At 73.1% G+C, this 25,368-nt stretch carries 25 protein-coding genes; 10 read left to right on the top strand and 15 right to left on the bottom strand.

Annotated elements, in window-relative coordinates; genetic code table 11:
* Positions 1–71: 71 nt before the first annotated feature.
* The 8 genes from murD to FQY64_RS00280 form a co-directional block, all read right to left on the bottom strand.
* A complete protein-coding gene (gene murD / locus FQY64_RS00315; RefSeq protein WP_146471707.1) occupies positions 72–1,475 on the bottom strand; it encodes a UDP-N-acetylmuramoyl-L-alanine--D-glutamate ligase in 1,404 nt (467 codons plus the stop codon).
* On the bottom strand, positions 1,456–2,817 hold the full coding sequence (gene murL, locus FQY64_RS00310; protein WP_146471706.1) for a UDP-N-acetyl-alpha-D-muramoyl-L-alanyl-L-glutamate epimerase: 1,362 nt from the start codon (positions 2,815–2,817) through the stop codon (positions 1,456–1,458). Before murL ends, murD begins: the two co-directional genes overlap by 20 nt.
* Before the next feature lie 76 nt (positions 2,818–2,893).
* Entirely contained in the window at positions 2,894–5,470 is a 2,577-nt protein-coding gene (locus FQY64_RS00305) for a bifunctional aspartate kinase/diaminopimelate decarboxylase (RefSeq protein ID WP_146471705.1), read from the bottom strand.
* 136 nt (positions 5,471–5,606) lie between these two features.
* Entirely contained in the window at positions 5,607–6,431 is an 825-nt protein-coding gene (prmC, locus tag FQY64_RS00300; protein ID WP_146471704.1) for a peptide chain release factor N(5)-glutamine methyltransferase, read from the bottom strand.
* 55 nt (positions 6,432–6,486) lie between these two features.
* Positions 6,487–7,704, bottom strand: a complete 1,218-nt coding sequence (locus FQY64_RS00295; RefSeq protein ID WP_146471703.1) for a GGDEF domain-containing protein — start codon at positions 7,702–7,704, stop codon at positions 6,487–6,489.
* Positions 7,705–7,761: 57 nt separating this feature from the next.
* The gene (locus FQY64_RS00290; protein ID WP_186760817.1) at positions 7,762–8,979 is read right to left on the bottom strand and encodes a GGDEF domain-containing protein; all 1,218 of its coding nucleotides are present in this window, start codon (positions 8,977–8,979) and stop codon (positions 7,762–7,764) included.
* Between the two features lie 158 nt (positions 8,980–9,137).
* On the bottom strand, positions 9,138–9,680 hold the full coding sequence (gene ahpD / locus FQY64_RS00285; RefSeq protein ID WP_146471701.1) for an alkylhydroperoxidase, AhpD family: 543 nt from the start codon (positions 9,678–9,680) through the stop codon (positions 9,138–9,140).
* Positions 9,681–9,841: 161 nt separating this feature from the next.
* Entirely contained in the window at positions 9,842–10,381 is a 540-nt protein-coding gene (locus FQY64_RS00280; protein WP_146471700.1) for a peroxiredoxin, read from the bottom strand.
* 136 nt (positions 10,382–10,517) lie between these two features.
* Between FQY64_RS00280 and FQY64_RS00275 the strand changes: the two genes are divergently transcribed.
* Positions 10,518–11,456 (top strand): LysR substrate-binding domain-containing protein, encoded by a 939-nt coding sequence (locus FQY64_RS00275; RefSeq protein WP_146471699.1) that lies wholly within the window; start codon positions 10,518–10,520, stop codon positions 11,454–11,456.
* Between the two features lie 34 nt (positions 11,457–11,490).
* Positions 11,491–12,645 (top strand): XAC2610-related protein, encoded by a 1,155-nt coding sequence (locus FQY64_RS00270; protein ID WP_146471698.1) that lies wholly within the window; start codon positions 11,491–11,493, stop codon positions 12,643–12,645.
* Positions 12,646–12,828: 183 nt separating this feature from the next.
* Here FQY64_RS00270 and msrA read toward each other — a convergent pair whose 3' ends face one another.
* From msrA to FQY64_RS00250, 4 genes are all read right to left on the bottom strand, one after another.
* Complete coding sequence (gene msrA, locus FQY64_RS00265; protein ID WP_146471697.1) at positions 12,829–13,473, bottom strand: peptide-methionine (S)-S-oxide reductase MsrA; 645 nt, start codon at positions 13,471–13,473, stop codon at positions 12,829–12,831.
* A gap of 73 nt (positions 13,474–13,546) precedes the next feature.
* Positions 13,547–14,071: an adenine phosphoribosyltransferase gene (locus FQY64_RS00260; protein ID WP_146471696.1), complete on the bottom strand. Its 525-nt coding sequence runs from the start codon at positions 14,069–14,071 to the stop codon at positions 13,547–13,549.
* Positions 14,068–14,727 (bottom strand): glutathione S-transferase family protein, encoded by a 660-nt coding sequence (locus FQY64_RS00255; RefSeq protein WP_146471695.1) that lies wholly within the window; start codon positions 14,725–14,727, stop codon positions 14,068–14,070. Before FQY64_RS00255 ends, FQY64_RS00260 begins: the two co-directional genes overlap by 4 nt.
* Before the next feature lie 99 nt (positions 14,728–14,826).
* Positions 14,827–15,087 (bottom strand): putative signal transducing protein, encoded by a 261-nt coding sequence (locus FQY64_RS00250; RefSeq protein ID WP_146471694.1) that lies wholly within the window; start codon positions 15,085–15,087, stop codon positions 14,827–14,829.
* 147 nt (positions 15,088–15,234) lie between these two features.
* Here FQY64_RS00250 and FQY64_RS00245 point away from each other — a divergent pair, with 147 nt between their 5' ends.
* The 5 genes from FQY64_RS00245 (at position 15,235) to FQY64_RS14975 (ending at position 20,237) form a co-directional block, all read left to right on the top strand.
* Positions 15,235–16,995 carry a glutamine--tRNA ligase/YqeY domain fusion protein gene (locus tag FQY64_RS00245; protein WP_146471693.1) on the top strand — a complete coding sequence of 587 codons (1,761 nt, stop codon included), beginning with the start codon at positions 15,235–15,237 and terminating at the stop codon, positions 16,993–16,995.
* 157 nt (positions 16,996–17,152) lie between these two features.
* Positions 17,153–17,605 (top strand): hypothetical protein, encoded by a 453-nt coding sequence (locus FQY64_RS00240; RefSeq protein WP_146471692.1) that lies wholly within the window; start codon positions 17,153–17,155, stop codon positions 17,603–17,605.
* Positions 17,605–18,180 carry a nucleoside deaminase gene (locus FQY64_RS00235; protein ID WP_146471691.1) on the top strand — a complete coding sequence of 192 codons (576 nt, stop codon included), beginning with the start codon at positions 17,605–17,607 and terminating at the stop codon, positions 18,178–18,180. The genes FQY64_RS00240 and FQY64_RS00235 overlap by 1 nt, the downstream gene beginning before the upstream one ends.
* A gap of 126 nt (positions 18,181–18,306) precedes the next feature.
* Positions 18,307–19,383: a 23S rRNA (cytidine(2498)-2'-O)-methyltransferase RlmM gene (gene rlmM, locus FQY64_RS00230; protein WP_146471690.1), complete on the top strand. Its 1,077-nt coding sequence runs from the start codon at positions 18,307–18,309 to the stop codon at positions 19,381–19,383.
* 86 nt (positions 19,384–19,469) lie between these two features.
* Positions 19,470–20,237, top strand: a complete 768-nt coding sequence (locus FQY64_RS14975) for an EF-hand domain-containing protein (protein WP_229814829.1) — start codon at positions 19,470–19,472, stop codon at positions 20,235–20,237.
* A gap of 61 nt (positions 20,238–20,298) precedes the next feature.
* On the opposite strand, the gene FQY64_RS00220 is transcribed toward FQY64_RS14975, so the two are convergent.
* Entirely contained in the window at positions 20,299–21,495 is a 1,197-nt protein-coding gene (locus FQY64_RS00220; protein WP_146471689.1) for an FAD-dependent monooxygenase, read from the bottom strand.
* A complete protein-coding gene (gene ubiH / locus FQY64_RS00215) occupies positions 21,492–22,709 on the bottom strand; it encodes a 2-octaprenyl-6-methoxyphenyl hydroxylase (protein WP_146471688.1) in 1,218 nt (405 codons plus the stop codon). The genes FQY64_RS00220 and ubiH overlap by 4 nt, the downstream gene beginning before the upstream one ends.
* Positions 22,710–22,837: 128 nt before the next feature.
* On the opposite strand from ubiH, the gene FQY64_RS00210 reads away from it, so the two are divergent.
* From FQY64_RS00210 to FQY64_RS00200, 3 genes are read left to right on the top strand one after another with little or no spacing between them, the layout of a single operon-like run.
* Positions 22,838–23,419 carry a hypothetical protein gene (locus FQY64_RS00210; RefSeq protein ID WP_146471687.1) on the top strand — a complete coding sequence of 194 codons (582 nt, stop codon included), beginning with the start codon at positions 22,838–22,840 and terminating at the stop codon, positions 23,417–23,419.
* Entirely contained in the window at positions 23,419–23,973 is a 555-nt protein-coding gene (locus FQY64_RS00205; RefSeq protein ID WP_146471686.1) for a cob(I)yrinic acid a,c-diamide adenosyltransferase, read from the top strand. Before FQY64_RS00210 ends, FQY64_RS00205 begins: the two co-directional genes overlap by 1 nt.
* A 16-nt stretch (positions 23,974–23,989) precedes the next feature.
* A complete protein-coding gene (locus FQY64_RS00200; RefSeq protein WP_146471854.1) occupies positions 23,990–24,904 on the top strand; it encodes a histone deacetylase family protein in 915 nt (304 codons plus the stop codon).
* Between the two features lie 48 nt (positions 24,905–24,952).
* Here FQY64_RS00200 and msrB read toward each other — a convergent pair whose 3' ends face one another.
* The gene (gene msrB, locus FQY64_RS00195; RefSeq protein ID WP_146471685.1) at positions 24,953–25,354 is read right to left on the bottom strand and encodes a peptide-methionine (R)-S-oxide reductase MsrB; all 402 of its coding nucleotides are present in this window, start codon (positions 25,352–25,354) and stop codon (positions 24,953–24,955) included.
* Between the last annotated feature and the right edge of the window lie 14 nt (positions 25,355–25,368).

Here is a 25,368-nt window from a genome sequence, read left to right as displayed (position 1 = left end):
CACTATACGCACGCCGTGTGCGTCGGCGGCCTGAAGGAAGTCACGTCGGCGCCGCGCGGCCCCGGCCCGGCTCAGAAGACGCCCAGACCCGGGATCGTGCTGATGGCGTTCGGATCGAAGCCGGCCAGCCCGGCGAAATGGCGGCCGCGCGCGACGTAGTCGCGGTACGCGTCGAAACTCGGCGCGCCGGGCGACAACAGCAGCACCCCGGCACCGCCCAGCGCGTCCACGCCGGCACGCATCGCCTCCTCGAGCGTGCGCGCGGCGAGCAGGCGAAAGCCGCCTTCGCCGGCCACCGGCGCGAGCGCGTCGCGGATGCGCGGGCCGTTCTCGCCCATCGTGACCACCGCATGCGGTGCGCCGGTCCGCATCGCCGCCGCGAATCCGCTCCAGTCGACGCCGCGATCGTGGCCGCCGACCAGCACGGCGACGCGCCGGCCACGGAAGCATTCCAGCGCGGCCAGCGTGGCATGCGGCGTGGTGCTGATCGAGTCGTTGACGTACACGACGCCCGCGCGCTCGCCGAGAGTCTGCAGACGGTGCGGCAACGGCTGGAATGCGGCGGCCTGCGCCGCGAGCGGGCGCGCGTCGAGCCCGAGCGCCTCGATGGCGGTCAACACGGCGCACAGGTTGCCGCGGTTGTGGCGGCCCGGCAGCGGCAGCGCGGCGGTGTCCATGACCGCCTCGCCGCCGCGGAACAGCGTGTCCCCGCGCAGATGCCAGCCGTCCTCGCGGCCGAACCAGCGCACCTCGCTGGCGGGCAGATCGAGCGCCGCGAGCACGGGATCGGCGGCGTTGAGCACGGCGATGCGCGGCCGGGCGTGGGTGACCAGCTTCAGCTTGTCCTCGACGTAGCGCTGCTGCGAGCCGTGCCAGTCCAGATGCTCGGGAAAGAGGTTCAGCACCACCGCGACGTCCGGGCGCGCGCCGCTCGCAGCCACGTCGCCGGTCTGGTAGCTCGACAGCTCGATGGCCCAGTACTCGGGTTCCGGATCGGGCGCCAGCAGCTCCAGCAACGGCAGCCCGATGTTGCCCGCCAGTGCGGTGCGGTGCCCACCGGCGCGCAGCAAATGCGCGAGCAGCGAGGTGGTGGTGCTCTTGCCCTTGGTGCCGGTCACGCAGACCACACCGCGCAGGCGGCCGTCGGCGTCCACGCGTTCGGCGCACCACAGTGCGGTACCGCCGAGGAAGCGCGTGCCGCGCTCCGCCGCGGCCTGCGCCTCTGGCCGGTACGGACTGATCCCCGGCGATTTCACCACCACCTCGAATGCGGCCAGACGTTCGGCGCTCGCCCCGGTCTCGACGAAGAGCGCCGGATCGGCGAGCGCGCGGGCGTCGGCCGCTTCGCCGGGACCGCAGAACAGCGTCAGCGCCTGTCCCGGCAATCGCGCGCGCAGCGCGGCGTAGGCGGCGCGCCCCTCGCGCCCCCAGCCCCACAGCGCGACGCGCCGACCCTCAAGCTGCGAAATGCGCATGCACGCGCTCCCACAGCGCGGGCGGAATGCGATGCGGACCTTCGGGCGCGAGCAGCGGCGCCAGCGCCAATCCCGCGGCGTCGAGCTGCGGCCGGATCTCGCGCGCGAAGCGCTCGACGATCGAGTCCTCGCGCCACTCGGGACGCTCGGCGAGCGCCGCCATCGCCGCGCGCGACTCGCGGCCCTCGCCCACGCATTCGAACGGCTTGTGGTCGCGGTACTCGAGCAGCGCGTCGAAGCCTGGCATCTGCGCCGGTTCGTCGAGCAGATTGCGACCGAAGATCGACACCAGCCGCGGTTTGGGCATGAACGGCGCCAGCGCGAGGAACACGAAGTGGCACTTGGGGCAGACGCCGCACCAGCGGTTGACCGGCCGTTCGCCGAGGATGTGGAAATTGCGGTTGCAGCTGCTGAAGTGGTGGTCGTAGCGGTCGGTCCGCGCGAACTGGCGCGCCACCGCGAGCTCGCTGAGCGGTCGCAGCAGCGAGTAGTAGCGCAGATCGGCGGCGACGCGCGCCTGCACGTGCGCGCCGAACGCGTCCTCGAACGCCCAGCCCTTCGACCACTGGTGATTCACCTCGCCGGTGCCGGGGATGATCGAGCCGTAGCTGGCGGAGCGTTCGTTGGAGAACACCACCTGGTCGAAACCGTGCAGCACGGCGGCAAGGACCAGGATCGCCGAATTCACCGCGGTCACCGGAATGTGGCCGTTCCAGGCGCCCTGGCGGTTGTATTCGAACAACTGCGGCGCGAGCTGGCGGCCGATGTTGAGCGTCGGCAGCCCGGTGCGCTCGGCGCAGGCGCGGATCAGTTGCGAACCGCCGACCCACACCACCGTCTGCGGCAGGCCCGCCTCGCGCAGCGCTTCGACGGTGACCAGCGAATCCTTGCCGCCGCCGATGGCGACGAGGGCGTGCGGGCGCAGGCCGAGCGTGCCGGCGCGCATGTCCTCGTCGGCGCTCACGGGGAACCGGATGCGCCCGTGCAGGTTCAGCCCGTTGCGGTAGGCGAACTCGCCCAGGCCGTTCTCGTAGATCGAAGTCAGCAGCGCCGCCGTGTCGGCGTCGATCGCGTACGACTCGATGCGGATGTCCTCCGGCACCGCCGCCTTGTAGTAGCTCACGCCGGCGATCAGGTGCAGCAGCCGCAGCGCATGCCGCACCGCGTCGGCGCGCGCGCCTTCCAGCGCGAACGGCGCGCCGGGCACGGTGATCGTTTCGACGAGCTCGGGGCCGTCGTCGAAGGCGTACACCAGCTCGGCCACGCCGGTCGCGGGGTCGAAGCCGCAGCGCACGAAGCGGAAGGTCCGGATGGCGTCGCGTTTGAATACCCAGTCGGTCATGCGTTGCCCGTGAGGCGGGCCTCGGCCCGCCGTGTCGTCATCATGAAAGCGCCGCAGCGGCGGGTCGAGGCCCGCCCTACAGCACATCCTCCGCGGGCAGCGCCCGCAGGTTGTAGGTGTTCGCCATCGTCATGCCGTAGGCGCCGGCATCGGCGATCAGCATCGTGTCGCCCTCGGCGGTCGCGGCCGGCAACAGCCGCGCCCGGCCGAGCACGTCGCTGCTCTCGCAGATCGGACCGACGACGTCGAACGCGACCGCCCCCTCGTCGTCGGGCCGGCTCAGGTTGTGGATCGCATGCCAGGCGTCGTACAGCGCGGGCCGCATCAGCGCGTTCATGCCCGCATCCAGTCCGACGCGGCGCACGCCGTCCTTCTCGACCACCTGCGTGGCGCTCGCCAGCAGCACGCCGGCCTCGGCGACGAGATAGCGTCCGGGCTCGATCGCCAACCGGTAGCGCGGATAGGCGGCCTTCACCTCGGCCAGTCCCGCGCGCCAGGCCGCGAGATCGAACGGCTCGGCGTCGGGCGTGTACGGGATCGGCAGCCCGCCGCCGACGTCGATGGTCTCCACGCTGTCCAGCCCCTCGGCGAGCGCGGCCAGCGTGGCGTAGACCTCGCGCCAGTGCCGCGGATCCTCGATCCCGCTGCCCAGATGCGCATGCAGCGCGGCGATGCGCGCGCCGAGCCGGCGCGCCTCGGCGACGAAGGCGTCGAAGCGCGACAGCGGCAGCCCGAACTTGGCCTCGGCGCCGCCGGTGACCACCTTCTCGTGGTGCCCGTCGCCGTGGCCGAGATCCAGCCGCAGGCCGATGGAGCGCCCGCGGAACAGCTCCGGCCAGCGCTGCAACGCCTCGATGGCGTCGACGTTGACGTGCGCGCCGCGCGCGAAGGCCGCCTCGAATTCGCGCCGCGGCGCGAAGCTCGGCGTGAACAGCACCCGCTCCGGCGCCAACCCCGGCACCGATGCGAACGCGTGCTCCAGCTCGCCCTGCGAGACGCACTCGAGCCCGAAGCCCTCCTCGACCAGCGCGCGCAGGATCGCCGGATGCGCGTTGGCCTTGATGGCGTAGAACGGCCGGTCGACCGGATCGCCGCGCAGCGCCCGGGCGCGCTCGCGCACGGTGGCGAGGTCGTACACGTAGCGCGGCGTGCCGGCGCGCGCGCGTTCCAGCAGCGCCGCGCGCTTGCCGACCCACCACGGCGTCGGCCGCGCCACGCGCCCATGCGCGATCTCGCGCCAGCTCGGGCCGAACACGCTGGCATCGCGCACCGGCATCGCGCCGCTGCGGATCAGCTCGGCGTGCAACTGCGGCAGCAGGCCTTCGGCATCGGCCTCGTCGATCACGAACGTGAGGTTGAGATCGTTGGACGACTGCGAGATCAGGTGAACCCGCTCGCGGCCGAACGTGGCCCACACGTCCGACAGCCGATGCAGCAGCGAACGCATGCCGCGGCCGACCAGCGTGATCGCCGCGCACGGCGCGATCACCTTGACCCGGCACACCTCGGCCAGATCCGCGCTGAGCGCCTCCAGCACGTTGGTGTTGACCAGGTTCTCGCTCGGATCCAGCGAGACGGTGACGTTGGTTTCCGAGGAGCCGATCAGGTCGACCGACAGGCCGTGGCGCTTGAAGCGCTCGAACACGTCGGCCAGGAAGCCGACCTGCTGCCACATGCCGATGCTTTCCATCGACACCAGCACGATGCCGTTGCGGCGGCTGATCGCCTTGACGCCCGGCACCGTGACCACCGAGGCGTCGATGCGCGTGCCGGGCAGATCCGGGCGTTCGGTATCCAGGATCGCCATCGGCACGCCGGCATCGCGACAAGGCGCGATCGAGCGCGGATGCAGCACCTTGGCGCCCGTAGTGGCGATTTCCTGCGCCTCGGCGTAATCCAGCCGCGCGAGCAGTCGCGCATCGGGCACCTCGCGCGGGTTGGCGCTGAACATGCCGGGTACGTCGGTCCAGATCTCCACGCGTTGCGCCTTCAGCAAGGCGCCGAAGTACGCCGCGGACGTGTCGGAGCCGCCGCGCCCGAGGATCGCGGTACCGCCGTCGGCGTGGCGCGCGATGAAGCCCTGCGTCACCAGCACCGGCGCGTCGGCGCTGCAGAAGCGCGACGGGAAATCGGGCTGGTCGAAGTAGCGGCAGTTGACCGAGAGCCGCCGCGCCCACTCGCTCTGGTTCGGCAGTTCCACCGCGTGCAGCCACTGGCGCGCGTCGCACCAGCCGACCTCGTGGCCCTGCGCGCGCAGATACGCCACGCCGAGCGTGGACGAGAGCAGCTCGCCCTGCGCCAGCACCTCGGCCTGCCAGTCGAGCGGACGCGTTCCGGCGCGCCGATCGCCGGCGAGCGCGCGCAGCACGCGCAGGCGCTCGCCGAGGACCGCGTCGGGCTCGAGTCCGAGCTCGGCGCAGAACGCGCGATGACGCTCGACCAGCGCGTCGATGCGGGCGTCGATGCCGTGGCCGTCGGCGATCGCCTGCAGTTCGTTGGTGACGCCGGAGAGCGCCGAGACCACGACGAGCACGCGCGCGCCGCTCTCGGCGCGACGTTTGGCGGCCAGCGTTCCGATCGTGTCCCAGCGATGCCGGCGCGACACCGAGGTCCCGCCGAACTTGAGTACGATCCAGCGCTGCTGATCCGCCACGTTGCCCTCGTGTTGACGTGAAAAAGGCGCGACCCGGCGGGGCCGCGCGCAGCGGAGGATTGTAGAGCAGGCGGACGCGGCCGCCGGGAACGCGCGCGCAACGCCGGCGTTCGCCGGGTGGCACGCGGGCGCCGGGTCAGCCGGGGGCGCGGCCGATGGTCACGCGGTCGCGGGCTTCCAGGTCCTGCGCCGTGCGCACCTCGCGCAGTCCCGCCTGCGCGAACAGCGCGCGTACCGCGGCGCCCTGGTCGTGGCCGTGCTCGACCATCAGCCAGCCGCCTTCCACCAGGTGCGCGCACGCGCCGCCGGCGATCGTGCGCAGCGCGTCCAGGCCGTCGGCGCCGGAGGCGAGCGCGGAGGGCGGCTCGAAGCGCAGGTCGCCCTGCGTCAGGTGCGCATCGTCCGCCGCGATGTACGGCGGGTTGCTGACCACGGCGTCGAAACGCTCGCCCGCCAGCGGCGACCACCAGTCGCCGGCGCGGAACTCGACGTTGGCCGCGCCCAGCCGCTGCGCATTGTGGCGCGCGACCACCAGCGCCTCCGCGCTGGCGTCGGTGGCGATCACCCGCGCCCGGGGACGCTCCAGCGCCAGCGCCAGCGCGATCGCGCCGCTGCCGGTGCCGAGGTCGACGATGCGCAGCGCGCGGTCGTCCGGAAGGCGTTCCAGCGCCAGTTCGACCAGGCGCTCGGTGTCGGGTCGCGGAATCAGCGTGGCCGGAGTGACATCGAGATCGAACCGCCAGAAACCGCGTCGGCCGACGAGATAGGCGACCGGCTCGCCGTCGACGCGGCGGGCGAGCAGGCGCTCGAACGCGGCCGCATGCGCCGGCGCGGCCTCCTCGTCGCCGTGCGCGAACAGCCACGCGGGCGGACGGCCGAGCGCATGCGCGAGCAGGATCTCCGCCTCGCCGGGCGGCAGGCGCGCGCGCGCGGCGCGCAGCAGGGCGTCGATGCGGGCCATCGGAGTGCGGTCGGTGGGGCGGGCGCCATCCTAGCGCCCCGCGTCGGGCGGCGCGTCAGGCCGGCGCGTCGGCGGGCACGGGGGCGCCCGGCGCGGGCTCGGCCGGCGCGGCGACCACGACCCGGTCGCGGCCCTCGCGCTTGGCGCGGTACATCGCCTGGTCGGCGCGGCGCAGGGCGTCGTTCCACGTCTCGCCCGGGCCGAGTTCGGCCACGCCGAAGCTCGCGGTCACCGGCGCGCCGAGCGCCTCCAGCGGCGTCGACGCCAGCCCCGCACGCAGCCGCTCGGCGAGCGTCGCCGCGCCGTTGGCGGCGGTCGACGGCAGCAGCAGCAGGAACTCCTCGCCGCCGAGCCGGAACGCGATGTCGCTGGCCCGCAGCTCCATCGCCACCCGCCGCGCGACCGCGCGGATCACCTCGTCGCCGGCCAGATGCCCGCGGGTGTCGTTGATGCGCTTGAAATGGTCGATGTCGAACACGATCGCGCTCAGCGGCACGCCGTGGCGGCGGCAATGGGCGATCTCGCGCGCCGCGTGCTCCTCGAGCGAGCGCCGGTTGAACAGGCCGGTGAGCGGGTCGTGCATCACCAGCCACTGCAGTTCGACTTCCTTGCCGCGGAACATCAGCAGCGCCAGCGCGAGCGCCAGCGCGAACACGAACACCATGCTGAGCAGGTAGAACAGGATCTGGAACGGATCCTGGACGAAGGACGTGGTCAGCGTGTCGGTCACCGCCGCATAGCCCAGCCGGACAACGAGGAACGCGGCCTCCAGCAGCAGCACCAGCGCCACGATGCGGCGGTAGGCGGTCAGGCCCTCGGCGCGGGCGCGCCACAGCATCGCGCCGGCGATGGCGTCCACGCCCAGATAGAACGTGGACAGCACCAGCACGCGCATGCGCAGGCTCGCGTGCATCGGCTCCCACGCCACGCTCACCGCGAACAGCAGCGCGCACGCGGCCAGCAGCGGAAGCGTCCACGGCCGACGCCCGAGGTAGCGCTGGGTGCCGATCAGGCCGAAGACGTGACCCAGCGCGATCAGCGTGTTGGCGAGCGCGAGCGAGACGCCCACCGACCACGGCGTCGCCAGATTCAGCATCAGATGGCCGCCCTGGTGGCCGAGGCCGTAGGCCAGGCCGGCGAACGCCCAGTGCAGCAGCGCGCGCTCGCGCATGCCCGCGGCGTAGAGGCCGAGCATCGTCGCGGCCATCACGAAACCGGCCAGGCCGGTCACGAACGCGACCGTGCGCGTGTCGAGCAGGACGATCAGGTCCATCCGCAGTCCCCATGGCGCCGGTGCCGGCCAGGAAGCGGAGGCGGCGCCGGGCCCATGCTAGCCCACTTCCGCCAGGCGCGCGGCGGACGCGGCGAGCGCCTGCGCGGCCGGATGCGCGATCGCCACCGAGCGGTCGCGGCCTTCGTGCTTGGCGCGGTACAGCGCACCGTCCACGCGCCGCATCGCGTCCTCCCAGCTTTCCACGCGCGGCATCACCTCGGTCACGCCGATGCTCGCGGTGACCGGCCGGCCGCAGGCCGGCGGCAGCGCCGAGATCGCCGCGCGCAGGCGCTCGGCCACCTGCAGCGCGGCGCCCACGGACGTGGCCGGCAGCAGCATCAGGAACTCCTCGCCGCCCAGCCGGAACGCGGTGTCGCTGGCGCGCAGCCCTTCGCCGATCCGCGCGGCGACACGGCGGATCACCTCGTCGCCGGCCTCGTGACCGGCGTGGTCGTTGATCGTCTTGAAACGGTCGATGTCGAGCATCAGCAGCGACAGCGGCGTCCCGTAGCGAAGGCTGCGCGCGACCTCGCGCTGCGCGTGCTCCAGCAGCGAGCGGCGGTTGAGCATCCCCGTCATCGGGTCGTGCTGCCCGATCCACTGCAACTGCACCGCCTTGCCGCGGAACAGCATCACCGCCAGCGCCATCGTCAGCATGAACATCTGCGCCATGCTGACCAGGAACAGGGCGATGTTGAACGGGTTGTCGACCAGCGTGTTCTCGATCCGCTCCGCGAGCAAAGCATGGCCGAAGCGCCAGGCGATCGCCAGGCCGTTGAGGATCGCCAGCAGCGCCACGGCGCGCCGGTAGGCGGTCAGGCCCGGCGCCGCCGCGCGCCACAGCAGCACGCCGGCGGTCAGATCGACCGCGCAGTACAGCGCCGAATGCACCAGCACGCGCAGCCGCAGTTCGGCGCGGAACGGCTCCAGCAGGAGCGTCGACAGCAGCAGGGCGACCACCAGCACCAGCAGCAGCGGCGCCCACACCCGCCGGCCGAGGTGGCGCTGCACGCCGGCGAGCACCAGCACGTGCCCGCTGCCGACCAGCGCATTGGCGAACGCCGCCGACACCCACGGCGGCCACGGCACCGAGATCCACACGCCGATCAGGAAACCGAACCCGTAGCACAGCCCGGCGGCGGCCCAGTCGTAGAGCGCGCGGTGGCGCGTGCCGGTCATGGCGATGCCGAGCATGGTCGCGGCCAGCAGCAAGCCGGCCAGGCCCGAGATGAACGCCAGCGTGCGCGTGTCGAGTTGGAGCAGCAGTTGTTCCATCGCCCCCCTCGCGGCCATCCTATCCCGGCTCCGCCGACGCGGCGGCGCCGTCGCATGGATGCAAGCGGCATGCCCTGCCCCGTGGCGGGTCTGCGCGCCGCGGGGTCATCCGGACTATCGGCCGCGCGCGGGCGGAGTTGAGCCGCGCGGTCGCGGACTCAGGCAGCGGCCGGTTCCGACTGCTCCAGCGTCACCGCCACCGCGTGCACCACCGAGGCGATCTTCAGCGCGCTGTGCACGGCCTGCGCGCTCAGCCCGTGCTGGCGCACGACCTTCTCGTGCGAATCCAGGCAGGCGCCGCAGCCGTTGATCGCCGACACCGCCAGCGACGCCAGCTCGAAGGTCGCCTTGTCCACGCCCGGGTTCATCATCACGTTCATCCGCAGTCCGGCGCGCATCTGGCCGTACTCGGGATTCGAGATGAGGTGGGTGGCGCGGTAGAACACGTTGTTCATCGCCATGATCGCGGCGGCCGCGCGCGCGCCGTCGATCTCCGCGGGCGAAAGCTGCTCCGCGGCGAACGCCTCCACCGCGCGGCGCAGCGGCTCGTGGCGGGCGGCGATGGCGCAGGCGAGCGCGATCACGCGGATCTGGCGCGGATCGAGTCCGGGCGCGCCGCTCTCGCTGAGCACGCTGTCGAGGTTGAGCTTGAGGTCCTTGGCGTAGTCGGGAAGCTGGTTGCGCAGATCGGCAAGAGTCATGGCGGTTCCGTTCGTGGGGAGCGGGCAAAAAAGAGGCCGGGCAGCGCCCGGCCTCGGATCCCGCACGCGGTGGGAGGGAGAGAGAGCCGCCGCAGCGGCCGCGTGCGGAAACCGCGCGCCGCCCGCCAGCGGACGGCGGCGCGCGCGGGAGCGCCGGAGGATCAGGCGACCTTGAGCGTCTCCTCGCCCTTGTGCCAGTTGCACGGGCAGAGCTCGTCGGTCTGCAGCGCGTCGAGCACGCGCAGCACTTCCTGCGGGTTGCGGCCGACCGAGCCGTCGGTGACGTAGACGAAGCGGATGATGCCGTCCGGGTCGACCAGGAAGGTCGCGCGCTGCGCCACGCCGTCCTCACCGAGGATGCCCAGCGCGGTGGTCAGTTCCTTCTTGATGTCGGCCAGCATCGGGAACGGCAGATCGCGCAGGTCCTTGTGGTCCTTGCGCCAGGCCAGGTGCACGAACTCGCTGTCGGTGCTGGCCGCCAGGATCTGGCAGTCGCGGTCCAGGAACTGCTGGTTCATGTCCGCGAAGCCCTTGATCTCGGTCGGGCAGACGAAGGTGAAGTCCTTCGGATAGAAGAACACGCACAGCCACTTGCCCTTGTAGGTTTCGTTGTCGATGTCGGCGAAGGCGGTGCCGAGGTTGTCGATGCCGACGGTGGCCTTGACTTTGAACTGCGGGAACTTGTCGCCGATGGTGAGCATGCGAAGACTCCTGTCTTGAACGTGGATGGGGGATCGAAAGCCCGCAGGCCGCGGGAGACGGCTAGTGTGGCGCGCGCCGTTTGATCAGGGAAATGAATTGTCCCTATGATGGCGATAGCCTGAACCTATCGAACGCATGAACCTGCGAGACCTGCGATATCTGGTCGCTCTGGCCGACCACAAGCACTTCGGCCGCGCCGCGGCCGCGAGCTTCGTCAGTCAGCCGACGCTGTCGACCCAGATCAAGAAGCTCGAGGAGGAGCTCGGCGTGGCGCTGGTGGAGCGTTCGCCGCGGCAGGTGATGCTCACGCCGGTCGGCCAGCAGATCGCCGAGCGCGCGCGCAAGGTCATCGCGCAGGTGGAGGAGATGGCCGAGATCGCACGCCGCAGCCGCGATCCGGAAGCCGGCACCGTGCGCCTGGGCCTGTTCCCGACGCTCGGTCCCTACCTGCTGCCGCACGTGGTGCCGGCGCTGCGCGAGCGCTTCCCGCGGCTGGAGCTGCTGCTGGTGGAGGAGAAGACGGACCAGATCCTGGCCCGCCTGCGCGACGGCCGCCTCGATGCCGGCATCCTCGCGCTGCCGGTGCACGACGACCAGTTGCACGTCGAGCCGCTGTTCGACGAGCCGTTCGTGCTGGCCGTGCCCCGCGACCACGCGCTCGCCGGCGGCGAGGCGCTGGAAGTCAGCGACCTCGACCGCCAGCACCTGCTGCTGCTGGAGGAAGGCCACTGCCTGCGCGACCAGGCGCTCGACGTCTGCCGCCTGGCGGGCGCCGACGAACGCGACGATTTCCGCGCCACCAGCCTGGAGACGCTGCGGCAGATGGTCGCCGCCGGCGTCGGCATCACCCTGCTGCCGGTGCTGGCGGTGCAGCCGCCGGTGCCGACCTCGCCCGACATCCGGCTGGTGCCGTTCCGCGGCGAGGTGCCGCACCGCCGCATCGCCATGCTGTGGCGGCGCAGTTCGGCGATGGGGGAGTTCCTGCAGCGGCTCGCCGCCGAGCTCCGCCGCCTGCCGCCGGATCTGCTGCGCCCGCCGGCGGCCGAGGCGCCCCCGGCGGAAGCGCGCGCATGAGCCGCGCCGTACCGGCCTCGCGGCGGCGGCGACCGTGATCCGCTGCGTCCGCCTCCTCGCCTGCGCGCTGCTGCTCGCCGGGCCGGTCCGCGGCCAGGCGGCGGTGGAAGTCGAGTTCGAAGCGCTGCGGCTGCACGGCACGCTGGCGGGCGAGCCAACGCTGGTCGAGCTGGACCGCTTCGGGCCGACCGTCGCCGGCACCCGCTGCCGCGCGCCCTGCCCGCCGGGCGGTCGCCGCTGGCTGTCGGGCACGTTCGCGGCCGGCACGCTCGAACTCGTGGAAACCGGCGACGCGCCGGCGCGCTGGACGCTCGCGCGCGCCGGCGACGGCTGGCAGGGAACGCGCACCGGCGCCGACGGCCCCCAGCCGGTGGCGCTGCGCCCGCAACCGCACGCGCCGGCATTCCCGTTCGCGCTCACGCTGCTGATGGACGCGCCGCCCCCGCGTGGCGACGAATGCGCCGAGGCGCCGACCGTGCGCGCCATCCGCATCCATCGCGACGGCCGCCTGCTGCAGCAACTGGACACCGAGTCGATCGGCACCTGCCGCCCGTTCGCGCCGTGGATCGTGGACGCCGATTTCGACGGCGATGCCGATCTGCTGATCGGGCTGCACCTGCCGGCGGGACCGAACGTGCCGCACCAGGCCTGGCTGTACGACGCGCGCGCGGGGCGGTTCGTCGATGCGCCGGCAGCGCTGCAGGATCTCTCCTTGCCGGCGTTCGACGCCGAGCGGCGGAACGTGGTCGCCTACTGGCGCGATGGCGCGGCTTCGCACGGGGTGGGCGTGTGGCGCTGGCGCGGGCGCGCACTGGTGCGGGTCGACGGCGGATCGAGCCGCTTCTTCGCGGTCGACAGCGGCGACGGCGTGCTGCGCTATCACTACTCGATGCCCCGTTACGAGGACGGCCGCATCGTGTTCGCGCCGCGCATCGTGCGCGGGGCCGACGGACGCCTGCAGCTCGCCGAAGCGGCGGGCGCCGACGTCAGCGACAGCCCGGCCGTCCTGGGCCCGAGCCTCGAGCTGCACGTGTACGACGCCCGCGGTCGCCGCGTCGAACGCCATCCCCTGCGCACGGTGCGCGGGCGCGACGCCGACGGCGTGCGACGCCGCTGCTTCGAGCTGCCCTACCTCCACCTCCCGACCGGCCGCGTGCGCTACCGGCGGCTGGAGGACGCTTGCGAGTAGCCGGCGACGGCGACGTTCAAACGGGTCCGGGCTCATCCCGGGCGTGAAGAAGGACGCCGGGACGACGGCGTAGAGGGCTGCCGGCACAGCGTGCCACCCGTCGCCCCGGGGAAGGCCGGGGCCCATTCAAGCTCGGGATTCGCCCAGGCGCCGCCACCCCCGATTCGCCGCCCCCCGGCCCCGCTACCACCCCACCGGACAGCTCACGCCCGTCCCGCCCAGGCCGCAGTAGCCGTGCGGATGCTTGGCCAGGTACTGCTGGTGCTCGTCCTCGGCGTAGTAGAACGCCGGAGCGGGGAAACGGATCTCGGTGGTGATCGCGCCGAAGCCGGCATCGGCGAGGCGTTGCTGGAACGTTTCGCGGCTGGCAAGCGCGGCGTCGTACTGGTCCTGCGTCTCGCAGTAGACAACCGAGCGGTACTGCGTGCCCACATCGTTGCCCTGGCGCATGCCCTGGGTCGGATCGTGGTTCTCCCAGAACACGCGCAGCAGCTCGCCGAAGGCGATCGCGCCCGGCTCGTAGACCACGCGCACGACCTCCGCATGCCCGGTGAGGCCGGAGCACACCTCGCGATACGTCGGGTTGCGCGTGTAGCCGCCGGCATAGCCGACCGCGGTGGTGTACACGCCGGGCAGCGGCCAGAACTTGCGCTCGGCGCCCCAGAAGCAGCCCATGCCGAACAGCACGCTGCGCAGGCCCGGAAAATCGCCCCGCAGCGGGCGGCCGTGCACGTGGTGCGCGTTGCGCAGCGGCAGCGGCGCGTCGCGGCCGGGCAAGGCGTCCTCGGGTCGCGGCATGCGCTGCTTGAAGGCTCCGATACCCCGCATCGTGATCACCCCCGCTTCCGTCAAACCGGCGCCGGGCGCCGGCGGCCGCTCCGCCAGCGTACGCCCCGCCGCGTCAGAACCGCAGCACCGCGTGCAGCGGCACGTCCGCGTCCCAGTGCCGGCGGCCGCCGAGCGCCTCCAGCTCGACCAGCACGGTCGCCCCCAGCAGACGCGCGCCCGTGCGCTGCAGCAGCGAGCGCGCCGCGCGCAGCGTGCCGCCAGTGGCCAGCACGTCGTCGACCAGCAGCACCCCGGCCTGCGGCGGCACCGCATCGGCATGCACTTCGATGCGGGCGACTCCGTATTCGAGCGTGTAGTGCTCGCCGATCACCCGCGCCGGCAGCTTGCCGGGCTTGCGCACCGGTACGAAACCGGCCTGCAGCTCGCGCGCCAGCGCCGCACCCAGGATGAAACCGCGCGCCTCGATGCCGGCCACGTAGCGCACCCCGCGCCCGCGCCAGGGCGCGGCCATCGCGCGTATCGCGTCGGCGAACGCGTCGGCGTCGGCGAGCAGCGGCGTGATGTCCTTGAAGAGGATGCCGGGCTGCGGGAAATCCGCGACATCGCGGATGAGCGCGGCGAACGGCGTCGCGCTCATGGCTGCGCCTTCGCGTCGGTGTCGGCGATCCGCTCGGTCTCGGCGAGCGCGGCCGTCCGCCATTCGCGCATCGCCGGCAGCGCCGACATCGCCGCGCACCACTGCGTGGCGACCTCGTCCATCGCCACCCCGTAGCCGAGGAAGCGATACAGCACCGGCGCGAACATCGCATCGACGATGCCGAACGCGCCGCACAGGAACTCGCCGTCGCCGCCGAAGCGGCCGCGCAGGTCGCGCCACAGCGCCTGGACGCGATCGATGTCGGCCTGCGCGCGCGCGTCCCAGCGGTAGCGGTCGGGCGTGCGGCGCACGTTCATCGGCAACTGCTCGCGAAGATGGGCGAAGCCCGAATGCATCTCGGCCGCGGCCGCACGCGCCAGTGCGCGCGCCGCGCAGTCCGCCGGCCAGCCGCGGCCGTCGAGCCAGCGCTCGTTGGCGTACTCGCAGATCGCCAGCGAGTCCCAGATCGCCAGGCCGTCGTCGTGCAGCACCGGCAGGCGGCGGCTGGGCGACCAGCGCGCGATCTCGGCGTGAAACTCGGGCGTATCCAGCGGCAGCCGGCGCTCCTCGAACGGCACGCCGAAATGCCGCAGCAGCAGCCAGGGCCGCAGCGACCACGAGGAATAGTTCTTGTTGCCGATCACCAGCACGGGCATGGCGTGGGTTTCCGTCGGAAGGCGCCGCATCGTCGCGTGCGCGGCTGGCGGCGGCAAGCGCAGCGGCGGGACGGCGCGATCCGCAGCGCGGCCCCGGGATCAGGCGGGCAGCATCGCGCCTCCGTCCTCGGCCGGCCGCGCGGCGGCGGGCTCGCCCAGCCCGAGCGCCCGCACGCAGGCTTCGGCCTGCGCCTGCGCGCCCTCCGGCACGCAGACCGCCACCACCCCGAACAGCGGCAGCTCCCCCATGCCGCCGACCAGCGCCTCGCCGCGCAGGAACACGGGGATGCCCAGATCCTCCAGCGCGTGCTTGACCAGATGGGCGTCGATCAGATGGGCGGCTTCGTAGACGACGCGCACGGGCGTACTCCGCGGACGGGCTCGGCCAGTGTGGCACGCCACGGTGTCGGCCGCGTTCAGGCTGGCGACCCGCCTGGCACCGCGCGGGCACGCGTCCACTCCGCAGCGGCTAAACTGCGCGTTCCCCTTCGCCACGCCAGCCGCCGCATGTCCGCGACGTCCGACACCCTGCCGCCTTCCTCCGCCGCCGCCACGGACGCCTCGCCCGTGAAGCAGGACTTCATCCGGCAGATCGTCCGCGACGACCTGGCGAGCGGCAAGCACGCCGCGATCAAGACCCGCTTCCCGCCCGAGCCGAACGGCTACCTGCACATCGGCCACGTGCGCGCGATCTGCACCGACTTCGGCATCGCCGAGGAGTTCGGCGGCCGCTGCAACCTGCGCTTCGACGACACCAATCCGGCCAAGGAAGACCCCGAGTACGTGCAGGCGATCCAGGACGACGTGCGCTGGCTCGGCTTCGACTGGCACGAGCTGCGCCACGCCTCGGACTACTTCGAGGTGTTCTACCTCGCCGCCGAGAAGCTGATCCGCCAGGGCGACGCGTTCGTGTGCGACCTGACCGCCGAGCAGGTGCGCGAGTACCGCGGCACGCTCACCCAGCCCGGACGCGAGTCGCCGTACCGCAACCGCTCGGTGGAGGAGAACCTCGACCTGTTCCGCCGCATGCGCGCCGGCGAGTTCCCGGACGGCGCGCGCACGCTGCGGGCGAAGATCGACATGGCCAGCGGCAACATCAACCTGCGCGATCCGGCGCTGTACCGGATCAAGCACGTGCCGCACCAGAACACCGGCGATGCCTGGTGCATCTACCCGATGTACGACTTCGCGCATTCGCTGTCGGATGCGATCGAGGGCATCACCCATTCGCTGTGCACGCTGGAGTTCGAGGACCACCGCCCGCTGTACGACTGGTGCGTGGACAAGGTGGACCTGGCCCACCATCCCGAGCTGCTGAAGCCGCTCACCGACAAGGGCTTTCCGTTCGAGGCCGCCAAGCCGCGCCAGATCGAGTTCTCGCGCCTCAACATCAATTACACGGTGATGAGCAAGCGCAAGCTGATGGCGCTGGTGCAGGACGGGCTGGTGGACGGCTGGGACGATCCGCGCATGCCGACCCTGCAGGGCATCCGCCGCCGCGGCTATACGCCGCGCGCGCTGCGGCTGTTCGTCGAGCGGCTCGGCCTGTCCAAACAGAACGCGCTGATCGACTTCTCGGTGCTGGAGAACACGCTGCGCGAGGATCTCGACGCGCGCGCGCCGCGCCGCATGGCGGTGCTCGACCCGATCCGCATGGTGCTGACCAACCTGCCGGAGGACTACGAGGCGACGCTGCGCTTCGCCAACCACCCGAAGGATGCGAGCTTCGGCGAGCGCGACGTGCCGTTCGCGCGCGAGGTGTGGATCGAGCGCGACGACTTCGCCGAGGTGCCGCCGAAGGGCTTCAAGCGCCTGATCCCGGGCGGCGAGGTCCGGCTGCGCGGCGCCGGCATCGTGCGCTGCGACGAGGTGGTGAAGAACGGCGCCGGCGAGGTGGTCGAACTGCGCTGCACGCTCGACCTCGATTCGCGCCCGGGCCTGCCCGGCGCCGACCGCAAGGTGAAGGGCACCATCCACTGGGTCAGCGCGCGCCACGCGGTGCCGGCCGAAGTGCGCCTGTACGAGCGCCTGTTCGCGGTGCCCGATCCGGACAACGACGAGGGCGGCAAGACCTACAAGGACCACCTCAACCCGGATTCGCGCCGCACCGTGCGCGGCTACGTGGAGCCGGCCGCGGCGAACGCCCAGCCCGAGCAGTCGTTCCAGTTCGAACGGCTCGGCTACTTCGTCGCCGACCGCTACGACCACCGCGCCGACGCGCCGGTGTTCAACCGCAGCGTGACCTTGCGCGACGGCTGGACGGGGTAGCGCCGCCATCCCGGCGCGAGCCGGCATCCCCTTCGTCGGCCGCCCGCGACGAACGAAGCCCAAGGGCCCCGGCTTCCGCCGGGGCAACGAGCGGGTGCGGTCCCGCCTGCCCACGCGCGCTCGGCTAACCTGCCCTCCCGGACAAGGAACCCCCGCCATGACCGCACGCCTGCTGTTCGTCCTGCTGATCGGCCTCGTCGTCCTGGCCTGCACGCCGCCGGCACGCGATGCCTCGCCGGCGACCGATGGCCCGCAGTCCGCGCCTACCGCGCCCACGCAGGCCGCAGCGGTGGATCCCGCCGCTCCGTCGTCACGGCCGATGCCGCGCACCGGCGGCCCGCTGCCGCCGGAACAGGTCGGCCGACCGGGCGTGCAGCTCGACTACCGCTGCAGGACCGACGCCGACTGCACGGTCAAGGACGTCGGCAACTGCTGCGGCTACTACCCGCAATGCCTCAACAAGGACAGCCCGACCGATCCCAAGGCGGTGCAGGCCGAATGCGCGCGCACGGGCATGGCGTCGGTGTGCGGCTTTGCCGAGCTCGGCGGCTGCCGCTGCGTGAGGGGCCGCTGCGAAGGAATCCCCGCCGGCGAAGGAGTCGTCCGCTGATGCTCTACGCGCAAGTCCATCTGACCCTGCCGGCCTGGGTGCACGAGGCGGTCGACCCGCACGCGGTGTACCCCGACGATGCCGCCAAGGTCGCGCTCGCGATCGAGCTGGCGCGGCGCAACGTCGAGGCGCGCAGCGGCGGCCCCTTCGGCGCCGCCGTGTTCGGCCCCGACCACCGCGTGATCGCGGTCGGCGTCAACCGCGTGCTGCCGCAGTCGTGCTCGCTCGCGCATGCGGAAACGATGGCCTACATGCTGGCGCAGCTGCGCTGCCAGCGCGCGCGGCTCAACGAGGGCGAGGACGGCGCGCGGCTCGGGCCGATCACGCTGGCGACCTCGGCCCAACCCTGCTGCCAGTGCTACGGCGCGACGGTGTGGGCCGGCATCGACCGCCTGCTGATCGGCGCGCGCAGCGAGGACGTCGAAACGCTCACCGCCTTCGACGAAGGGCCGCTGCCGGCGGACTGGGTCGGCGAGCTGCAGCGGCGCGGCATCGAGGTCGTGCGCGACCTGCATCGCGACGCCGCGTGCCAGGTGTTGCGCGCCTACGCCGAAAGCGGCGGCGCACGCTACTGACCCGTTCGCCCGCGCCGGTGCGGACGGCAGCGCCCGCCCGCTCCATTCCCTGCGAAGGCAGGGGAGGGCCGGGGCGGGGTGAACCCGCCAGCCGAGCGCACGCCGCCCTTCTCCGCTCCCGCCGCCATGCCCCACGCCGACGCCCTCCTCTGCCACTGCCGTGCCGGCTTCGAACCGGAACTCGCCGCCGAGCTGACCGAGCGCGCCAGCGAAGCCGGGTTCGCCGGCTACGCCCGCACCGAGCGCGGCAGCGCGCTGGTGGAGTTCTTCGCCGACGGCGCCAGCGCGCTGTCGGCCGCGCTGCCGCTGCGCGCGCTGATCTTCGCGCGGCAGAAGCTGATCCGCTTCGCCGAACTGCAGGCGCTCGATCCGCGCGACCGCATCGCGCCGATCCTCGCCGCCCTCGACGGTGCGGCCGGTTGCCCCTCGCGCTTCGGCACGCTGTGGGTGGAGCACGCCGACTCCGATGCCGGCAAACCGCTGGCGGGCCTCGCGCGCGCGTTCGCCAACGCGCTTCGCCCGGCGCTGCGCGAAAGCGGCCGTCTCGCGCCGCAGGACGATGCGGCCCTGCCCCGCCTGCACGTGGTGTTCCGCAGCGGCGAGCACGCGCTGCTGGCATGGAGCGATCCGCACGACAGCGCGCCGTGGCCGCTCGGCGTACCGCGCCTGCGCCTGCATCCCGATGCGCCCAGCCGCTCGGCGCTGAAGCTCGAGGAAGCCTTCCTCACCCTGCTCGACGACCGCGAACGCGAGCGCCTGCTGCGGCCGGGCATGCGCGCGGCCGACCTCGGCGCCGCGCCGGGCGGCTGGACCTGGGTGCTGCTGCGCCACGGCCTGCGCGTGTACGCGATCGACAACGGCCCGCTGCGCGCGCATCTGTTCGATCTCGGCCATGTCGAACACCTGCGCGCCGACGGCTTCACCTGGCGTCCGCCGCAAGCGCTGGACTGGATGGTGTGCGACATGGTCGAACAGCCCCGGCGCGTCGCCGACCGCATGGCCACCTGGCTGCGCGAAGGCTGGTGCCGGCGCAGCGTGTTCAATCTCAAGCTGCCGATGAAGAAGCGCTGGGCGGAGACGCGGCTGTGCCTGGATCGCCTGCGCGAGCAGGTTCACGCTCCGCTCACGCTGCGCGCGCGGCAGCTCTACCACGACCGCGAGGAGATCACCGTTTTCGCCACCGCAAGTGAACCGACGTCCTGATTCAGCGCGCGTTCGCCGGCTTTTAACGGGCGTTTGATCGGCCGCGTCCTAGCGTGGCGTCGATCCCCAGTCCGAGAGGACGCGCCATGAAGAACAAAGCTTTCACCTGCTCCGTCCTGTCCGCGGCGCTCGTCGCCGCCGCCGGTTTCTCCGCCCCGCTGTATGCGCAGCAGACGCAGGCCGGCGTCCGCCCGAAAGCCGAGGCCGAGCGCGACGCGCGCAAGGCCACCGAGGATGCGCGCAAGGCACGCGAGGCCGCGGCGCAAGCCGAGACCGACAGCCGCGCCGCCGCCCAGTCTTCCGCCAACGCCGCGGTGAACGCGGCCCAGGCGGCGCAGGGCAGCGCCGCCGCCGCGAGCGAGGGCGCCAACCCGCAGGCCGCGGCGGCGGAAACGGAAGTGGCCGCCGAGCAGGCCGCGGCCGCCTCCACGGCCGCGCAGTCGGGCACGTCGACCAGCGCGAGCGGCGAGGTGGGCGCGGGCGGCACCGCGGGCAGCGGCACCATCGGCGCGGGCGGCAGCACCAGCGCCACCGGCACCGCCGGGACCCTGCAGAGCGGCAGCGGCGCCACGGGCGCCACCGGCGCGACGCAGGCCGGCGCCGCCGGCACCGCCACGGGCGTGACCCGAACGGTGGGCTCGGTCGCCGGCGGCGTGCAGGTCACCAGCAGCCTGCCCGACTCGGTGGTCGGCGATTACAAGATCGACTTCGGCGCGCTCGACAAGGACGGCAACGGCGCCCTGAGCCGCAGCGAGGCGCGCGCCAACGCGACGCTGATGGCCGAGTTCCGCGCGGTCGACAGCAACCGCGACGGACGCCTGAGCCAGGACGAACTGAAGGGCTGGATGGACTGAGCGGCAACCCGGTTCGACGTATCGGAACGCCCCGGCTCGCCGGGGCGTTTCCTTTGCGCGCTCAGAGCCCCATCGCCGCCCGCGCCAGCGCCGCCGGCACCATCGGCACGCGCGCGCCGAGGCCCATCAGCGGGCCGCGCAGCAGCGTCAGCGCGAGGTCGTCGTTGGAGAACACGCGGTTGATCGTCTCGAACGTGTAGGCGGCGGCCGCGTTCTCGCTGCGCCGGGTGCGCGCCCAGCGATCCAGCAGCGACGAGGCGGCGGGATCGCCGCCGCGCTGCCGCGCGCGGCGCAGCGTCTCGCGCAGCGTGGCGGCGTCGCGCAGGCCGAGATTGACGCCCTGCCCTGCGAGCGGGTGGACCACGTGCGCGGCATCGCCGGCCAGCAGCAGCCGCCGGTCGCGGTAGCGGCGCGCGAGCTGGCGCCGCAGCGGGAACGCCACCCGCGGCGAGGCCAGCGTCAGCGCGCCCAACGCATCGTCCGACGCGCGCCGCAGCTCGCCGGCGAACGCGGCGTCGTCGATCGCCAGCAGGCGCTGCGCCTCCGCCTCGGGCAGCGACCACACGATCGAGTGCCGACGCCCGCCCGCGTGCGCGAACGGCAGGAACGCGAGCGGCCCGCCGGGCAGGAAGCGCTGCAGGCAGGTCGCGCGGTGCGGGCCTTCGCTGTCGACGAACGCCACCAGCCCGCGTTGTCCGTAATCGCGCGCCGAGATGCCGATGCCCGCCAGCTCGCGGGCCCGCGAGGCGCCGCCGTCGGCCGCGACCAGCAGGCGGGCGCGCACCGCCAGCGGGTCCTGCGCGTCGACGAAGCGCGCCTCGATCTGGCTCTCGTCCTGGGCGAGCGACTGCAGCGAAGCCGGGCTCGCCACCCGCACGCCGGCCGCGGGCAGCGCCGCCCACAGCCGATCCACCAGCAGCGCGTGCTCGACGATCCAGCCGAGCTGCGGCCGGCCGACGGCATCGGCCTCGAACACCAGCGGCGCGCCGCCGCCGGCATCCCACACGCGCATGCTGCGATACGGCTGCGCGCGCGCCTCGCGGATGGCCGCCCACACGCCCAGCGCATCGAGGAATGCGGCGTTGTCCGGCGCCAGCGCGTACACGCGCAGGTCGGGCGCCTCCAACCGCCACGGCGGCGGCGGGCGCGCCTCGGCCAGCATCACCTCGAAGCCGTCCTGCGCGAGCGCGAGCGCGATCGCCGCGCCCACCACGGCGCCGCCGACCACCAGCACTTCGGTCCGCTCGCGCCGCGTCATGCCGCGCTCCGGCACAGCGCGGGCACGTCGCCGCGGTAGCCCATCGCACCGCCGACCAGCCACGCCTGCACGAACGGCACGCGCTGCAGCGCCCACAACCCCGCGCTGCGCAGCGGCGAGGCGAGCGGCGACTCGTTGCCGCTCACGCGCACCAGGCCGTCGGAGAAGGCGACGGTACGCGCGCGGTCCTCCTCGCGGCGACGGGCATGATCGGCGAGCAGTGCGGGCGCGCCGGGATCGCCGCCGCGCGTTGCGATCAGCTCGGCCAGCGTGAGCGCGTCGCGCAGGCCGAGGTTGAAGCCCTGCGCGCCGAGCGGATGCACGGTCTGCGCGGCGTTGCCCACCAGCACCGCGCGCGGCGCCACCAGCCGCGAGGCCAGCACGCGCCGGACCGGATAGGCGCTGCGCGCGCCGCAGCCGAGCAGGCGTCCGACCCGCCAGCCGAAGGCGTCCTGCACGCGCGCCAGGAACGCGGCCTCATCGAGCGCCATCACCGCCGCCGCGTCGTCCGCGCGCACCGCATGCACCAGGCCCCAGTGGCGGTCGCCGCGCGGCAGCAGCGCGGTCGGTCCGTCGGCGGTGAGGCGTTCGTAGGCGGTGCCGTCGGGCGCGCGCTGCGCCCGCAGGCGGGCCACCAGCAGCGTCTGCCGGTAATCGTGGGTATCCGCGGCGATGCCGAGCGATTCCCGCACCGCGCTGTCGCTGCCGTCGGCGGCCACCAGCAGGCGCGCGCGCAGCTCGCGTTCGCCGCCCGCATCGGCGATGCGCACGCGGCGCGCGTCGGCCTCGACCTCGCCCAGACCGACGAAACGCGCGGGGCGATGGCGGCTGAGTCCGCCCAGCTCGGCCAGCCGCGCCTCGAGCGCCTCGCCGAAATCGCGCGCGACCACCACGCGGCCGAATTCGGTCCGGCCGTGCCGCGCGGCCTCCAGCAGCACGCGCCCGAAATCGCCGCGACGGCTGACATGGATGCGCGCGATCGCGCCGGCCGGCGATCGCAGCTTCTGCAGCACGCCCAGCGCGTTCAACGCGTTCACCGTCGCCTCGCTGAAGCTGAGGTTGCGCTCGTCGAACACCGCCGGCATGCGGTCGGCGGGCGTGGCCTCCACCAGCGCCACGTCCAGACCGATGCGGTCCAGCGCGAGCGCCAGACTCGCGCCGACCAGCCCGCCGCCCACGATGACGACGTCGTGCGTGCGTGAGGATCCGTTCATGCGCGGATGATACGCCGCCGCGCCCGCGGCCCCGCGCCCGCGGCCCCGCGCACGCGTCCGCGCCGCGCGCTCCGTTAGAATGCGCCGGTCCGGCCGCGCCTCGGCCGCCGCCCGTTCACGGAGTTCCCATGCCTCGCACCGCTTTCCGCAGCCTGATCCTGCTCCTGCTCGCCGTGCTGATGGCCGGCACGCGCGCGGACCACTTCGGCCCGCTGCCGGACGCGTCCTGGGCCGTGTTCTTCATCGGCGGCTTCTATCTCGCCGCGTGGACGCGCGCCGCGTTCCCCGCGCTGATGGCGCTCGCCGTCGCGGTCGACTGGCTGGTCATCAGCGCCAGCGGCCAGAGCTTCTGGCAGCACTACTGCGTCTCGCCCGGCTACTGGGCGCTGGTGCCGGCCTATTTCGCGATGTGGGCCGGCGGCATGTGGCTGCAGCGCCGGCGCCCGGCCGCGGACCTGCGCTCGCTCGGCCTGCTCGCGGCGAGCGTCGTGCTGTCGGTCGTGGTCTGCCAGTTGATCAGCCAGGGCGCGTTCTACTGGACCTCGGACGTGGTGGCCGAACCCACGCTCGCCGGCTGGTGGAAGAACTACACCGACTGGCTGCTGCCGTTCATGGCCACCACCGCCCGCTACGTCGGCACCGCGGCGCTGCTGCACGTCGCCGTGGCGCAGGCCGCGCGCCTGCGCGGCGCGCCGGCCGTGACGCGCTGATGGGCAACCGCCTCTCGAAGATCTACACCCGCACCGGCGACGACGGCACGACCGGGCTGGGCGACGGCACGCGCGTGTCGAAGGACAGCGCGCGGGTGACCGCCTACGGCACGGTGGACGAGGCCAACTCGTGCATCGGCCTGATCCTCGCCTGCGAGATTCCCGACGACGTCCGCGCGCTGCTGACCGCGATCCAGCATCAGCTCTTCGACCTCGGCGGCGAGCTGTGCATCCCCGGCCATGCGGCGATCTCCGAAGCCGACGTCGAGCGCCTGGAGCAGCAGCTCGACGCGTTCAACGCGCCGCTGCCGCCGCTGAAGGATTTCATCTTGCCCGGCGGCGGCGAGGCCGCGGCGCGCTGCCATCTGGCCCGCACCGTGGTGCGGCGCGCCGAGCGCGAAGTGGTGACGCTCTCGCGCCACGATGCCGTGCGCCCCGAGGCCGTGCGCTACCTCAACCGTCTCTCCGATCTGCTGTTCGTGCTCGCGCGCGTGCTGGCGCGCGCCAGCGGCCACGGCGAGGTGCTGTGGAACCACGAACGGCGCCGCGCCTGACATGGCGGCCGATCCGCTGCGGCTGATCACCCATCCGTCGTGCCTCGCGCACGACCCGGGGCCGCTGCACGCCGAGCGGCCCGCGCGTCTGCGGGCGGTGCTGGACGCGCTCGGCCAGGCCTACCCCACGCTGTCGTGGCACGAATCGCCGCGCGCCACACGCGGCCAGCTTCTGCGCGTGCACACCGCCGACCTGCTGGGCGACGTGCTCGGCGTGCGCGTCGAGAGCGGGACGGTGCAGCTCGATCCGGACACCTATCTGTCGCCGTTCTCCGCCGAAGCCGCGCTGCACGCCGCCGGTGCCGGAATCGCGGCGGTCGACGCCGTGCTCGGCGGCCACGCGCGACGGGCGTTCTGCGCGGTGCGTCCGCCGGGCCACCATGCGACCGCCGGCACCGCGATGGGCTTCTGCCTGTTCAACAACATCGCGGTGGCAGCCGCGCACGCGCTCGACAAGCATGGCCTCGCGCGGGTGGCCATCGCCGATTTCGACGTCCATCACGGCAACGGCACCCAGGCCATCTTCGAGCACGACCCGCGCGTGCTGTTCGTCAGTTCCCACCAGATGCCGCTGTACCCGGACAGCGGCCATGCCAACGAGCGCGGCGTGGGCAACGTGGTCAACGCGCCGCTGCCGCCGCGCACCGGCGGCGAGGGCTTCCGCGCCGCATGGCGCGAACGGCTGCTGCCGGTCGTCGACGCCTTCCGGCCGCAGTTGCTGCTGATCTCCGCCGGCTTCGACGCGCACCGGCGCGACCCCCTGGCGCAACTGCTGCTGGATGCCGAGGACTACGCCTGGCTCACCGGCGCGCTGTGCGCGCTGGCGCAGCGGCATGCGCAGGGCCGCGTGGTGTCGATGCTGGAAGGCGGCTACGACCTCACGGCGCTGCGCGAATGCAGCATCGCCCACGTCGGCGCCCTGCTGGCCTGAGCGCGACCGAAGCCGCGCCAGCCGGCATGCGCAGTGCGTCGCAGGAGGCTAGCCCGCCTCCGCCGGCACGAAATCCAGCGCGGCCGAATTGATGCAGTAGCGCAGCCCGGTCGGCGGCGGGCCATCGGGAAACACGTGCCCGAGATGCGAATCGCAGCGGCGGCAGCGCACCTCGATGCGGCGCATGCCGTGACTGCGGTCCTCGTGCTCGCCGAGCGCGTCCGCCGCGACCGGCTGGCGGAAGCTGGGCCAGCCCGAACCGGAGTCGTACTTCGCCGCCGAATCGAACAGCGGCGCGCGGCACGCGACGCAGACGTACCGCCCGGGCTCCTTGTGGTTCCAGTACTTGCCGGTGAACGCGCGCTCGGTGGCCGAGCAGCGGCAGATCGCGTACTGCTCCGGCGTGAGCCGCTGGCGCCACTCCTCGTCGGTGCGCGGGATGTCGGTCATGACGCCCTCCTGGT

It is taken from the genome of Vulcaniibacterium thermophilum (assembly GCF_007923255.1).
GTDB lineage: Bacteria > Pseudomonadota > Gammaproteobacteria > Xanthomonadales > Xanthomonadaceae > Lysobacter_F > Lysobacter_F thermophilum.
Note: the sequence above shows the minus strand (reverse complement) of the source record. Positions and strands in the feature narration are given on the sequence as shown.